The organism is Brachybacterium sp. YJGR34 (assembly GCF_003347015.1).
In the GTDB taxonomy this organism is placed as follows: Bacteria; Actinomycetota; Actinomycetes; order Actinomycetales; family Dermabacteraceae; genus Brachybacterium.
On record NZ_PNFB01000031.1, the window covers coordinates 19,409 to 31,912 of the forward strand.

The 12,504-nt window shown below is 71.5% G+C and carries 12 protein-coding genes; 3 read left to right on the forward strand and 9 right to left on the reverse strand.

The annotated features are described in order from the left end of the window. Window positions 1-3 precede the first annotated feature (3 nt). The 4 genes from CXH06_RS17550 to CXH06_RS17565 all read right to left on the reverse strand — a co-directional run bounded on the left by CXH06_RS17550 (window position 4) and on the right by CXH06_RS17565 (window position 3,814). Window positions 4-828, reverse strand: a complete 825-nt coding sequence (locus CXH06_RS17550) for a carbohydrate ABC transporter permease (RefSeq protein ID WP_114856493.1) — start codon at window positions 826-828, stop codon at window positions 4-6. Further along, complete coding sequence (locus CXH06_RS17555) at window positions 821-1,732, reverse strand: carbohydrate ABC transporter permease (RefSeq protein ID WP_114856494.1); 912 nt, start codon at window positions 1,730-1,732, stop codon at window positions 821-823. Before CXH06_RS17555 ends, CXH06_RS17550 begins: the two co-directional genes overlap by 8 nt. Continuing rightward, the gene (locus CXH06_RS17560; RefSeq protein WP_114856495.1) at window positions 1,722-3,002 is read right to left on the reverse strand and encodes a sugar ABC transporter substrate-binding protein; all 1,281 of its coding nucleotides are present in this window, start codon (window positions 3,000-3,002) and stop codon (window positions 1,722-1,724) included. The genes CXH06_RS17555 and CXH06_RS17560 overlap by 11 nt, the downstream gene beginning before the upstream one ends. Window positions 3,003-3,088: 86 nt before the next feature. Continuing rightward, window positions 3,089-3,814, reverse strand: coding sequence for a VOC family protein (locus CXH06_RS17565; RefSeq protein WP_114856496.1), 726 nt, complete (start codon window positions 3,812-3,814; stop codon window positions 3,089-3,091). 214 nt (window positions 3,815-4,028) lie between these two features. Between CXH06_RS17565 and CXH06_RS17570 the strand changes: the two genes are divergently transcribed. Continuing rightward, a complete protein-coding gene (locus CXH06_RS17570) occupies window positions 4,029-4,928 on the forward strand; it encodes a serine protein kinase RIO (RefSeq protein WP_114856497.1) in 900 nt (299 codons plus the stop codon). A 4-nt stretch (window positions 4,929-4,932) separates the two neighbouring features. Here the strand turns inward: CXH06_RS17570 and CXH06_RS17575 are convergent, their stop codons facing one another. The 3 genes from CXH06_RS17575 to CXH06_RS17585 all read right to left on the reverse strand — a co-directional run bounded on the left by CXH06_RS17575 (window position 4,933) and on the right by CXH06_RS17585 (window position 7,786). Beyond that, on the reverse strand, window positions 4,933-5,445 hold the full coding sequence (locus CXH06_RS17575) for a DUF1992 domain-containing protein (RefSeq protein WP_114856498.1): 513 nt from the start codon (window positions 5,443-5,445) through the stop codon (window positions 4,933-4,935). Then, complete coding sequence (locus CXH06_RS17580) at window positions 5,442-6,587, reverse strand: YncE family protein (protein ID WP_232820416.1); 1,146 nt, start codon at window positions 6,585-6,587, stop codon at window positions 5,442-5,444. The genes CXH06_RS17575 and CXH06_RS17580 overlap by 4 nt, the downstream gene beginning before the upstream one ends. Window positions 6,588-6,745: 158 nt before the next feature. Next, window positions 6,746-7,786, reverse strand: a complete 1,041-nt coding sequence (locus tag CXH06_RS17585; protein WP_114856500.1) for a GNAT family N-acetyltransferase — start codon at window positions 7,784-7,786, stop codon at window positions 6,746-6,748. 146 nt (window positions 7,787-7,932) lie between these two features. On the opposite strand from CXH06_RS17585, the gene CXH06_RS17590 reads away from it, so the two are divergent. Then, window positions 7,933-9,000: a MerR family transcriptional regulator gene (locus CXH06_RS17590; RefSeq protein WP_114856501.1), complete on the forward strand. Its 1,068-nt coding sequence runs from the start codon at window positions 7,933-7,935 to the stop codon at window positions 8,998-9,000. Between the two features lie 4 nt (window positions 9,001-9,004). Here the strand turns inward: CXH06_RS17590 and CXH06_RS17595 are convergent, their stop codons facing one another. Continuing rightward, the gene (locus CXH06_RS17595) at window positions 9,005-9,487 is read right to left on the reverse strand and encodes a DUF1648 domain-containing protein (protein WP_114856502.1); all 483 of its coding nucleotides are present in this window, start codon (window positions 9,485-9,487) and stop codon (window positions 9,005-9,007) included. Further along, window positions 9,484-10,671, reverse strand: a complete 1,188-nt coding sequence (locus CXH06_RS17600) for an ATP-binding protein (RefSeq protein WP_157975812.1) — start codon at window positions 10,669-10,671, stop codon at window positions 9,484-9,486. The genes CXH06_RS17595 and CXH06_RS17600 overlap by 4 nt, the downstream gene beginning before the upstream one ends. 441 nt (window positions 10,672-11,112) lie before the next feature. Between CXH06_RS17600 and CXH06_RS17605 the strand changes: the two genes are divergently transcribed. Continuing rightward, a partial coding sequence (locus CXH06_RS17605; RefSeq protein WP_198684102.1) for an HNH endonuclease signature motif containing protein occupies window positions 11,113-12,504 on the forward strand: 1,392 nt, incomplete at its 3' end.

Consider the following 12,504-nt stretch of genomic DNA (forward strand, 5'->3'; position numbering starts at 1 on the left):
CCCTCACTTCAGCCCCGAGTGCGCCAGGCCCTCGACCACGCGGCGCTGCAGGACGATGAACAGGATCATCAGCGGCAGCATCGCCAGGAAGCTCGCGGCCATCATCACCGGGTAGTCGGTGGTGAACTGCCCCTGCATGGTCGACAGCCCCACCGCGAGGGTGGTGCGGTCATCGTAGGTCGCCACGATCAGCGGCCACATGAGGTCGTTCCACGAGGCGAGGGCCGTGAGGATGGCGACCGCGCTGAGCGCGGGGCCGGACAGCGGGAACATGATCCGCCAGAACGTCTGCCACGGGTTCGCGCCGTCGAGACGCGCCGCCTCCTCGAGCGACCGGGGCATGCCCAGGAAGTGCTGGCGCATGAGGAAGGTGCCGAAGGCGCTGAAGATACCGGGCGCGGCGATGCCGGCGATCGTGTTCAGCCAGCCCAGCTCCTGGATGATCTGGTACTGCGGGATGAGGTAGATCTGGTACGGCACCATGAGGATCGACAGCACCAGGCCGAAGAGCACGTTCTTGCCGCGGAACTCCATCCGGGCGAAGGCGTATCCGGCCATCGCGCACAGCAGCAGCTGGCCGACGACGCGAGCCACGGTCACCGCGGCCGAGTTCACGAACTGGTCCCAGAACGGGATCGCCTCGAACACGGCGGGGTAGTTCTGCCACTGCGGCTCCGCGGGCAGCCAGGTGGGCGGCACCGAGGTGACCTCCGCCTGAGTGGACAGCGACATGACCAGCTGCCAGGCGAAGGGGAAGATCATCACGAGCCCGCCGAGCAGCAGGACCAGATGGGTGCCGTAGCGGGGGCGGGTGCGCTGCTCACTCATAGTGGACCCACCTCCTCTGCATCCGGAACTGCAGCAGTGTGAGCACGGCGATGATCAGCAGGATCAGCAGGGCGATCACGGAGGCGTAGCCCTGGTCGTTCTGCCGGAACGCCTCGGAGTAGAAGAGGTAGACCAGCGACTGGGTGTCCGCCATCGCGGGGTTGGCCTGCCCCATCATCGCGAACAGCAGATCGAACAGCTGGAAGCCGTTGATCGCGGTGATGATGGACAGGAAGAAGATGCTCGGCGTCAGCAGCGGCACCGTCACGGAGCGGAACTGCCGCACCGTCCCGGCACCGTCGAGCTGGGCCGCTTCGTACAGCTCCGGCGGGATGCCCTGCAGCCCGGCGGACAGGATGATCACCGCCAGCGGCAGGCTCGACCACAGCCCGACGATGGAGACCGCCAGCAGCGACCACCACGGGGCGCTGATCCAGTACGGGCCCTCGATGCCCACCAGCGCCAGCGCCCAGTTGACGACACCGAACTCCTGGTTGAAGATCATCCGCCACACCAGGGCCACGGCGACCGGCATCGAGACCGCCGGGAGGAAGAAGAGGACCTGGTAGAAGCGGGAGAACCGCAGGCCCTTCTGGGTCAGCAGCGAGGCGATGCCGACGGCGATCGGGATGCCCAGCAGCACGATCGCGGTATAGACCGCGGTGTTCAGCACGGCCCGCGGGACGAACGCGTCGCTCAGCAGCGTGCGGTAGTTGTCCAGTCCGGCGAAGCTGCGCCCGCCGAAGGGGTCGAAGGTCGCGAAGGTGTTCAGCACGGTGGCGAGGATCGGCCAGAAGTAGAAGACGACCACGCCGATCATCAGCGGTGCGAGGAACAGCAGGGGCCAGAGCCCGTCGCGGCTGCGGGGGCGTCGGCGCACCGCGGTGGCGGTGTCATGACTCATCGGCGAGCACTCCGTTCATGCGGTCGGCGAGCTCGCGGGCGCTCTCCACGAGCTTCCCGTCGCCGCCCAGGATCTTGGGGAACAGCAGCTCCTCGAGCTGCAGCCAGGCGGTGGTGTTCTGCGAGGCCGGGTAGGTCCTGGCCGTCTCCGCCGCCTCGACGAAGAGGTCCAGGGAGAACTCCGGGATCGCGTCCACGTAGGCGTCGTTGGTGCCGAGGAAGGCGGGGTTCGCGGCGCCCGCCGCGGCCTGGATGCGGTGGGCCTCCTCGGACCCGAGGAAGGCGAGGAAGGCGGAGGCGGCCGGCTTGTTGCGGCTGCGGGCGTACATCGCGCAGCCGATCCCGTGGATGACGTTCGCCTCCTCCCGCCCGTGGATCAGCGGGGCGACCCCCAGCTGGTCGCGCACCGGGGAGTCCTGCAGCAGCGCTGCCGACCAGTTCCCCGAGGTGTACAGGGCGGCGCGCCCATTGCTGAACAGCTCGTTGGGAAGGTTCTCCGCGGTGTAGCGGACATCGGGCGCGATGCCGTCGCGGATCATCCCGTCGAGGAACTCGAAGGCCTCGATGGCCCCCTCGGTGTCGTAGCCGGAGGTCGTCCTGTCCTCGGAGATGACGAAGCTGCCCGCCTGCATGATGAGCGGGTAGAGGTAGGCCTGATTCGCGGTGCCGCCGGGATTGCCCCAGATCTGTTCGCTGCCGAGCGCCCGGGTGACGGCCTCGGAGGCGTCGCGGTACTCGCCCCAGCTCCAGCTGCCGGTGGGCTCGTCCACCCCGGCACGGTGGAGCAGCTCCCGGTTGTACCAGAGGCCGATGGTGTCGAAGTCCTTGGGGATCGCGTACGGGGTGCCCTGGGAGGAGTACAGCTCGGTGAGGTTCGGCGGGTAGTTCGCGGGATCGAAGCCCTCGAGCTCGCTGAGGTCCTGCAGCATCCCGTAGCTGGCGTAGAGCTCGAAGTTCGGGCCGTTGATCCAGAACACGTCCGGCAGGTCATCGCCGGTGGCCTGGATGCGCAGCCGCTCGAAGTAGCTGCCGAAGGCCGTGGTGGACATCGACACGCTGATGTTCGGGTAGTGCTCGCCGAAGGCGGCGATGATCTGCTGCATCGCCGGCTCCTGTGCCTTGTCCCAGATCTGGAACGTGACGGAGCCGCTCTCCTCGCGCGTGGCCATCGGCCCCAGCGCCGGATCGATCTCCGGGTCGCCGGAGCAGCCGGCGAGCAGGGTCGCCCCCGTCAGCCCGGCGGCGCCGAGCAGGGAACGTCTGGTGATCACGGGTACTCCTTCGTCGCGCCGTCTGGACCGCGGGACACCATAGACCACGTGAGAGCGCTCTCACGATTCAGAGAGTCGGAGAGCGATCAGGGCGCCGCTGCCGGCAGCAGGCAGAACTCGTTCCCCGAGGGATCCTGGAGCACGCGCCACGGGAGCTCGCCCCAATCGTGATGCAGCTCCCGGCCGCCGCGGGCGACGATCTCCGAGACGATCGCCCGGGCGTCGTCCCCGTCCTCGAGCCGGATGTCGAGATGGATCGGGTTCTTGGCACCGGGCCGCTTGGGAGCGGGCTCCTCGCACAGCTCGAGCAGGGGTCCGCGCCCGGAGGGATGGCGGAGGGTGCGGGGCGCGACACCGGGCGCCGGGTTCCAGCCGCTGAGCCACGCCCAGAAGTCGGCGTCGCGGGACGGATCGGAGGAGTCCAGCGGCAGGGCGGCGATGGGTCCGGTGCCGGTGTACGCCGGGCGTCGCTCCATCACGCAGAAGGCGTTGCCCTCGACATCGCCGAGCACGATCCACGGCACCTCACCCTGGCCGATGTCGAGGTCGACGGCGCCCAGCGACCGCAGCCGGTCGGCGACCTCCTGCTGCTGCTCCCCTCCGCGCAGGTCCAGGTGCAGCCGCTGCGGGGAGTCGTTCGGCGTCGGCACTCGCACGAAGCAGAGATCGAGGGAGGACTCCCCGTCGATCAGCAGGCGGGTCTCGAGGACGCCGTCCTCCACGGTGACCGTCGTGGTCCCCAGCGCCTCCTCCCAGAAGCGGCCGAGGCGGACGGGATCGGTGGCGTCGATGCCGAGATTCTCGAGGAACATGGCCGCAGTCTAGGAAGCCCGCGGCCCACCGCGGGAAAAGATCTGGCACCTCCGCGAGCCACGTCCTACGGTGGTCCCGGTTCCGCCGAGGGAGCCGCTGAGAGAAGTGCCGAGGGAAGGAGGAGCCGATGGTCGTCGCCGTGCTGACCCCTGCCGTCCTCCCTTCCTTCCCGGCCCGCTGAGCATCGCGCGGGCCCTCCCTCAGGAGACCCCCATGACCCCGTCCTTCGATCTGGACGACTTCTTCGCACGCTCCCTGCTCACCCTGTCCGTCACCGAGCTCGACGACGACCAGCGCTGGTCCACCTGGCCCGAGACCGCCCACACCCTGGACCGCGGGCCGCAGCCGGTCCCCGACTGGGTGGTCCGGCACGACGGCGCGCTCGACACCGAGCTGGGCATCCTCAAGAGCGGCAAGGAGGCCGACGCCTTCCTCATCGACCGCTCCCTGCCGCCCGAGCAGCTCACCGGCGCTCCCGGTGAGTCCTCGCTCATGGTCGCCAAGCGCTACCGCTCCCCCGAGCACTCCACCTTCCACCGCAGCAACGCGTACACCGAGGGGCGCCGCACCAAGGACTCGCGCGAGGCGAGGGCGATCGCCAAGGGCACCGCCTTCGGCAAGCAGGCCGCGGCCTCGCAGTGGGCCCGCACCGAGTTCGACGTGCTCAGCCGGCTGTGGTCGGCCGGGCTGCCGGTCCCCTATCCCGTGCAGATCGTCGGCACCGAGCTGCTGATGGAGTTCATCGGCACCGACGACGAGCACGGCGCGACGGCGGCCCCGCGGCTGCAGGAGACGAGACCCGGGCCGGCGGAGATCGAACGCTGGACGGAGGTGATCCACGATGCCGTCCTGCGCCTGGGCGAGCTGGGCCTGGTCCACGGGGACCTCTCCCCCTACAACATCCTGCTCGACCCGCGGCCGGAGGTCCCCACCCCGGTCCTCATCGACGTCCCGCAGGTCCTCGACCTCATCGCGAACCCCAACGGCCCGGCGTTCCTGCGCCGTGACTGCACCACGATGTGCACCTGGCTGCGAGCGAACGGCGCCCCGCCCGCGGCCACCGATCCCGAGGACTGGGTGCGCGAGTGCCTGGAGAGCTGGGAGGTGCGCTGACCCCTCAGCCGCGCCGCCCGAAGGGCCACCAGCGCCGGCGCGGCGCCGGCCGCTCCGGCTCCGGGGCCGGCGGGGGCACGGCGACCGCCTGGATGTCCGCCTGCAGGGCCCGCCACTGCGCGGCGGCGTCGTCCGCGTCCCAGGCGGGGGCCAGCATGCGCTGGAAGGGGTTGGCGCGGCGATCCGCATGGACACGGTGGGTGAAGTCCTCCGCGTACTCGCGGGCCGCCTGCTCCGTCAGCAGCTCGCGCAGCGTCGCCTCGCGGTCGTCGAACTCGCGACGCAGCAGCACCACGGCCGGCAGCAGGGCCTCGGAGTCGATCTCGCCGGAGGCGATCTTCTGCTTGATCCACCAGTCCGGGTCGTGGACCGTCGGCAGGTCCAGCGGCTTCCCGGCACCGGGCAGGTCCTCGAAGCGGCCCTCGCGCTCGGCCCGCTCGATCGCCGATTCGACGCGCGCGACGTCCGGATCCATCGGCGGGCCGAGGGTCCGGGGGTCGACGGGCTCCTGCGTCATGGCTCCATGGTGCCATCGGCCGGCGCGGTGTCGTCGAAGACGTCGAGGGAGCCGGAGTAGTTCGCGACCCAGACCCGGCCCTGGGTGGGCTCGTAGGTGACGCCGATCGGGTTCTGGCCCACCTCGACCGTCTGGATCTCCTCGAGGGTCTCCGTGTCGACCTTCGACAGGGTGTTCGCGTAGTAGTTCACGATGTACAGGGCGGTGCCGTCCGAGGAGATCGCCATCGTGCGCGGCTCGCGGCCCGTCGGCGCCTCGCGCAGCACCTCTCCGGTGGCGGTGTCGAGCTCGAGCAGCCGGTCGTCCCCGGAGACGGTGAGGTACATGCGGCTCGCGTCCGGGGAGAGCACCAGGTGGCGGGGCTTGCGGCCGGTCTCGAGCACGAGCTCGCTCTCACCGGTGGTGAGGTCCACGCGGTACAGCTCGTCGGCGTACATCGCGGTGACGTAGGCGGTGCGGTTGTCGGGGAGGATCACGCTGCCGCGCGGGGCGGAGTCCACCGGGATCTCGCTGATCTCCTCGCCGGCGGCCAGATCGACCACGGACACGCTCGAGTCGCACCAGTTGGAGACCAGGGCGATGCTCCCGTCCGGGGACAGGGAGATGAACTTCGGGATCCGGCCCACCTCGATGACCTGGTCCCACTCTCCCGCCGCCACGTCCAGGCGGTACACGGCGCTGCGGCCGATCCGCTCGCCGTTCGCGCAGTCGTCGGTGGCCTTGGCGCCCTCACCGGGCCCCTTGAGCGAGTACTGCGAGACGTAGGCGTAGGCGCCGTCCGGGGAGAACACGGCCTCGACCGGCGCCCCGGTGGTCTCCCCCGCCCGGTCCGGGTACCCGAACTCGGCGAGGTCCACGGTGTCGGACACGGTGGCCGTGAGCTCGAGGGATTCCGCGTCGTACAGGGTCGAGCTGTGGCTGTACATCATGTTGTTCGCGATGACGGCGCCGTCGCTGCTCGCCACCACCGACTTCGGGGTGATGTCGCCGGTAATCCGCTCCTGGTGGGCGAGACGGGTGGTGTTCGAGGGATCGCCGGGCGGGGTCTCCTCCACGGCGACCTGGGCGCTTCCGGTCCGTTCGGCGGGGAGCAGGGCCGTCACCAGGCCCGCCACCATGCCTCCGGCGAGGACGAGAGCCATCAGCGCCATCGCCACGGTGAACTGGTCGTGGGGCCGCCCCCGCCCAGCGCCCCTCCTGCGATGCTTCGCCTGCACGGTTCACCCCCGGTTCGTCTGCGCACGAACTTAGGCGGTGGACGCGCCCGACGGGGTGAGGCCGGGCGCCCGGGCGTGTCGTCTCAGAGGTCCGGGCGTCCCTGCAGCACCAGCTCGCGCTGCACGATCCGGTAGCCGAGCTTCTCGTTGATCGCGATCATCCAGGGGTTCACGTGCGAGTTCCAGGTGAGGACCGAACGCATCCGCGGGGCACGGCGCGCGAGCTCGCGGTGCGTGGCGACCTTGAGCGCCAGGCCCAGGCGGTGCCCCCGGTGCCCGGGCATGACCAGCGTGTTCTCCTGCATGGCGAGGGTCGAGCGCTCCGCCTCGTGGAACTCGACCTCCGAGTTCCCGGCGATGCTGCCGTCGGGGGCGATCGCGACCGCGATGATCGCCCGCGTGCCCGCGTCACGGCGCCGCCGCTCCCGCAGCCGGAGCCGTTCGGGGGTGTACTCGGGGGCCTCGTGCTCGACGTCCTCATCGGGTTCGTCGAGTTCGAGCTGGCGCATCAGGAGCCCGTAGGCGGCGAGGTGCTCATCGGGGACCTCGTCGGCCCACAGCTCGATGCGGTAGGTGCCGATCCGCTCCTCCGCCTCGGACTGCAGCGCGTCGAGCAGGTCCTCCGCGACCGGCAGCGGCGCCGCGCGGCACACGGCGAGGTTCTTGCGGCTGATCCCCATCCGGGTCGCGAGGCGGTTGACGGGGAGGTCGGCGCTGTCGGGATCGCCGTCGGCCGGGATCTCGCCGTAGGCCTCCACGAGGGTGCGCCCGGAGGCGCGGACCGCCGGCCGCAGCGCCTCCTCCACCAGGGCGGTGCCGATGCCCTGGTGCCGGAGCGCGGGATGCACGGCGGCATGGACGGCGATCGTCTCGAGGTTCTCCTCGAGCGGCATCATGGCGCTCGCGCGGCCCACCACGCTCTCCCCACCCTCGAGCGACTCGGCGACGGCGACCCAGTGCTCGACGCTCCAGTACCGGGTGCCGGCGAGCCGGGTCCGCACCTGCTCCCGGGTGTACGCCTCGATGCCGCCGTAGGCGTGCGCGTCCAGGGCCTCCTCGAGGGCCTGCAGCTGGTCGATCTCGACATCGGAGGAGGCGTCGAGGGGGCGGATCGTGATCTGCATGCCGGCAGTGCACCACGCCGGATCATCGCTGGTCGAGGGAATATCGTTCCTCCTGCTTGACTCTTCCCCGAGGGCAGTGCCGAGCGTGGTGCTCGCCGGGAGACGCCCGGTGCCCGGGGAGCCGGGCGAGGACCGACGGAGGAGCCATGGACGAGGATCTGCTGAGCATCGGGGAGCTGGCCGCTCGCAGCGGCCTGAGCCCCAAGGCGCTGCGCCTGTACGCCGCATCGGAGCTGCTGCCGCCCCGACGGGTCGACCCCGTCACCGGCTACCGCTCCTACGGCCGCGACCAGGTGGAGCGGGCTCGGCTGATCGCCGCCCTGCGCGGCGTCGGGATGGGTCTGGCGCGCATCCGCGTGCTGTGCGATCTCGACGCCGGCGCCGCCGCCACCGAGCTGCGGTCGTGGTGGCGTCAGGAGCAGGCCGACGCCTCCTCCCGCGCCGCCGCCGTCGGCGCCCTCGCCCGGGATCTGCGGGGACTCGCCCAGGAGGACTCCATGACCACCGACATCACCACCGCACCCGCTGCCGCCGCGGCCCTCGATCCGGGCCGGGTGCGCCCCACCCAGCAGGACGCCGTCCTGGTCCGGGAGCTGCCCGGCCGCCGGGTCCTGCTCGCCGTCGCCGACGGCTTCGGGGCCGACGACGACCTCGCGCAGCGTCTCCTCGCCGCCCTCGCCGACTCCCTCGCGACGGACTCCGGGGAGCCCGGGGACCCGCTGGCGGCGCTCGAGACCGCCTGGGCCGCCGCGGAGGCCCTGGTCCCCGCGGACGGGTCCGACGGCGCGACCCTCACCGCCGCCCTGATCGACGGCGACCGCGCGCACATCGCGCACATCGGCGACTCCCGGGCGGTGCTGGTCCACGGCGAGAGGATCGAGGAGATCACCCAGGACCACACCCAGGTGCGCTCGCTGCTCGCGGCGGGCCGGCTCACGCCCGAGGAGGCGGCGGACCATCCGGACCGTCGGATCCTCAACCGCGCCCTGGCCCCTGGCGCTCCCACCGCACCGGACCTGCTGGTGCGCCGCATCGTCCCCGGAGACGTGCTGCTGCTGATGACCGACGGGATGCACGCCCTCGTGGACCCGTCGGCCCTCGCGGCGACGCTCATCGCCGGCGGGGACCTCGAGGCGCTCGCGCGAGGGCTGGTGGACCTCGCGCTCGACGCCGGGGGCGAGGACAACGTGGCCCTCGCGCTCGCGCGACGGTGAGGGCTCAGCGCCCCGCGCGCACCAGGCGGACGATCCCCACGATCACCACCCCGGCCAGCACCATGAGCCCCACCATGATCGTCGGGCCGCCCCCGCCCTCGATCACCGATCGTGCGACCCCGAGGTAGATCGCGTCCAGACCGAGCAGCGTCCAGACCAGCATCCGCTCCCCCTCGCGGTACACGGTCTGGGCGCTGTCCTCGGTCACCTCGAGGGGGTAGTTGAGGGCCCGCGGCCGGGTGGAGAGCGCCGCGATGCCCACGACGAGCAGCAGCATCACCCCGGCGAGCACGAGGACGCTCGCCCGGCCGCCCCAGGCGTCGGGGGTGCCGGAGGCATCGAGATGCGTGGGCACGGTCGCCGGCAGGTCCGGGAACCGCCGGAGGATCCATGCGGTCACCCCGAGGGCGCACAGCACCCCGAGGACCCGCAGGGCGCGGGTGACGGCGCCGGTGGCGTAGGTGCGGACGGGGCGGGAGGTGCTCATCGCCCCGGGGCCCGCCGCGCCCGGTGGGAGCGGGTCAGTCCGCGGTCGGGTTCGACGTCGGCGCCGACCCCCTCGCGCTGCTCGTGCCGCAGCGCCGCCGCGAGATAGGGCAGCGCGTACTCCACGACGCCGCGGCCGGCGGGCCGGATGAGCTCGTCCTCGATGAGCCGCTCGCGGTAGGTGGACTGGTTGCGGGGGTCGATGTCCATGCGCCGGGCGATGTCGCCGACCTGTGATCGCCCCTCGTCCTCGAGCATCGCGAGGAGGTACTCGCGCTTGCGGGGGCTGAGGCCGCGCAGCGCCGGGCCGTGGATGTTCTTGATCATCGCGGCGATCACCCCGTCCCGTCCGCCGCGCACGTCCTCGATCTCGATGGTGTCCGCGTCACCGCTGTTCTGCCAGGCCTTCGAGCCGATCAGCTGGATGAGGTACGGGTAGCCCTGCGAGATCTCCCCGGCCAGGACCGCGGCCTCGGGGGTGATGGTCTTGGCCGTGTCCGCGATGGTCATGCGGATCGCCTCCGCCGCGGTGCCGACGTCCACGCTGCCCACCTCGATCCGGTGCGCCCGGCGCAGGAAGGTGGTGCGCTCGTGCGCGAGCAGCGCGTCGACCCCGGTGCGGACCCCGGCCGCGAGGAAGGCGACCGCGTGACCGGCGCCGATGAGGTCCTGCACCTGCTGGGTGACGGCATGCAGCTGGTCCCGCTCCACGGACTGCAGCTCGTCCAGGGTGATCAGCACGCCCCCGCCCTCCGCCTCGGCGAGGGCGGCGAGGCGGTCGAGCACGGTGCTCAGCGTCTCGCCCTCCCCCTCGTAGCGCTGGACGATGTCGCGCTCCGCGGCGAAGTTCCAGATCCGGGCGGACGCCAGGCGGGAGGACTCGGAGTCCGGATCCAGCTCGCGCAGGTGCGCGATCGCCTGACCGCGCAGCTCCTCCACCAGGGAGCTCGAGGAGGTGTGCAGGCGCAGATCCGTCCACCCCGCCTCGAGTGCGAGCTCCTTGAATTCCGTGAGCAGCACGGTCTTGCCGGAGCCGCGGGCTCCGGAGATGAGGATCGAGCGAGCCTCGGGCACATTGCCCGCGAGCGCGGCGGAGAACTCCTCGATCGCCACGTCCCGCCCCGCGAGGATCATCGGGGTCAGGCCGAAGCCGGGGGTGAAGGGGTTGCCGCCGCGTGGAGTCATGGGGGCCATCATGGCGTGTGTGTCGGTGTGTGTACAGGGGTGGGGTGACGAGGGAACCGTCGAGGACGGATCTTTCTGCACCGCGGGTCGTCGCGACATTCTCTGGTGCGCGGATACCTGGCGTTCACTTCTCCTCCACAGGGGTGGGTTATCCACATTTCGGTGGAAGGGGTTGACGCAGCGGGCGACGGATCCTCTCGGGACAGGGTCTGCATGTCGGTGTCCCTGCAGGTCGTTGGGGTTCGGGTGGCTGGGGGTGGTGGGGTGCGGCCATGGTTCCTCCACCGGGGTGGGTTGTCCACAGAATGATGCCCTGCAGTGGGTGGGGGTTTCGTCTGTCAGTGCCGGGGCGGAGAATGTGGGGACATGATTCAGCAGGGTCGCTGGACGGGCGTCCGGCATTCTGATGCGCCGCGCAGCGTGCGTGGGAAAGGTGAGGGGGTGGTCGTGGTGGGTGAGGAGCTGCATCCCGAGGACCCTGCGCCGGTGTGGAGGGTTCGTGCCCGCGAGCCGTTGACTGCCCAGCGGGTGCTGGAGGAGGCGGAGGTCGGGGCCGGGACCGAGCAGGCCGGGCGGGTGCTGGCCCTGCACGAGAATCTCCGGGCGCAGGCGCGGCTGCTGGCGAGGCAGTACCGGCTGCTGTCCGCGTTCGCCGCGAGTGACGAGGACGTCACCTCCTTGGTCGAGGATGCGGACCTGACCGCGATGAAGGTCGCCACCGGGCTGCGGACCACCGCTTCCCGCGCTCAGGGTCTGGTCCGGGACGCGCACCGGGCCGTGCACGAGCTCCCGGAGGCGTTCGCGCGTCTGGAGCGGGGTGAGATGCCCGCCGGGTTCCACCACTACCTGATCCGCCGCTCCCGCCGCCTCACCGACGCCCAGGCCGAGGCCGTCGATGGCCGCCTGGCCGGGGTGGAGGTGTCCGCGGTGAGCGTGGACACCTGGGAGCGGGAGGTCCGCCACGCCGTCGCGACCGCGACCGCTGACACCCCACCGGTCCCGCCGAGCGCCGCCCGCTGCGTCGAGCTCGTGAACGTCGACCCCGTCGCCGGCACCGCGGCGTTGTCGATCATCGGGCCGATCCCGGAGATCACCGCCTTGATGCACCGCCTGGACGAGAGTGCCCGGACCGTCTCCGCCGCGCAGCGGACCGCGCTCGAGACCGGCGACGAGGCACCGATTCCGTTCGATCTCGATGACGACCTCCGCGCGAGGGGCCGTCCGGCGTCGCGGGCCGCTCTGCGGTACGCGATCCTCACCCACACCCTCCTGGACACAGATCCGGTCGAGGAGTCCCGGCAGGTGCACAAGCTGCTGGTCACCGTGCCGGTCACCACCTTGCTGGGCATCGACGACACCCCGGCGATGCTCGAGGGGGCCACGCCGATCCCCGCGCAGCAGGCGCGGGAGCTGGCCGCGGGCTGTGGGACCTGGCAGCGGATCCTCACCGACCCGATCACCGGCGCGTACCTGCCCGTGACCGCGCAGACCTACCAGCCCACCGCGCAGATGCGGCTCCAGCTGCGGCTGCGCCACCCCGTCTGCGCCGCGCCCGGCTGCACCCGCCCCACCATCCTGGCCGCGGAGGACGACCACCTCCTGCCCTACGACCACACCCACCCCGGCCAGGGCGGGCAGACCTCGCTGTGGAACCTCCACCGCCTGTGCTGGCGACACCACCAGCTCAAGACCACCGGCCACATCACCCCCACCCGCGACCCGGACGATGACCCCGCCACCCAGGCGGACGGCTCCACCCGGACCGGACCGCTGGAGACCCGCTGGATGATCGACACCAGCGTCCGCACCCGCACCCGCGAGGCCACCGACCTC

Excerpts from the sequence above, each read along its gene's own strand:
- CXH06_RS17550 (WP_114856493.1), bottom strand. The coding sequence starts at position 828 with ATGAGTGAGCAGCGCACCCGCCCCCGCTACGGCACCCATCTGGTCCTG.
- CXH06_RS17555 (WP_114856494.1), bottom strand. The coding sequence starts at position 1,732 with ATGAGTCATGACACCGCCACCGCGGTGCGCCGACGCCCCCGCAGCCGC.
- CXH06_RS17565 (WP_114856496.1), bottom strand. The coding sequence starts at position 3,814 with ATGTTCCTCGAGAATCTCGGCATCGACGCCACCGATCCCGTCCGCCTC.
- CXH06_RS17570 (WP_114856497.1), top strand. The coding sequence starts at position 4,029 with ATGACCCCGTCCTTCGATCTGGACGACTTCTTCGCACGCTCCCTGCTC.
- CXH06_RS17575 (WP_114856498.1), bottom strand. The coding sequence starts at position 5,445 with ATGACGCAGGAGCCCGTCGACCCCCGGACCCTCGGCCCGCCGATGGAT.
- CXH06_RS17580 (WP_232820416.1), bottom strand. The coding sequence starts at position 6,587 with ATGGCTCTCGTCCTCGCCGGAGGCATGGTGGCGGGCCTGGTGACGGCC.
- CXH06_RS17585 (WP_114856500.1), bottom strand. The coding sequence starts at position 7,786 with ATGCAGATCACGATCCGCCCCCTCGACGCCTCCTCCGATGTCGAGATC.
- CXH06_RS17590 (WP_114856501.1), top strand. The coding sequence starts at position 7,933 with ATGGACGAGGATCTGCTGAGCATCGGGGAGCTGGCCGCTCGCAGCGGC.
- CXH06_RS17595 (WP_114856502.1), bottom strand. The coding sequence starts at position 9,487 with ATGAGCACCTCCCGCCCCGTCCGCACCTACGCCACCGGCGCCGTCACC.
- CXH06_RS17600 (WP_157975812.1), bottom strand. The coding sequence starts at position 10,671 with ATGACTCCACGCGGCGGCAACCCCTTCACCCCCGGCTTCGGCCTGACC.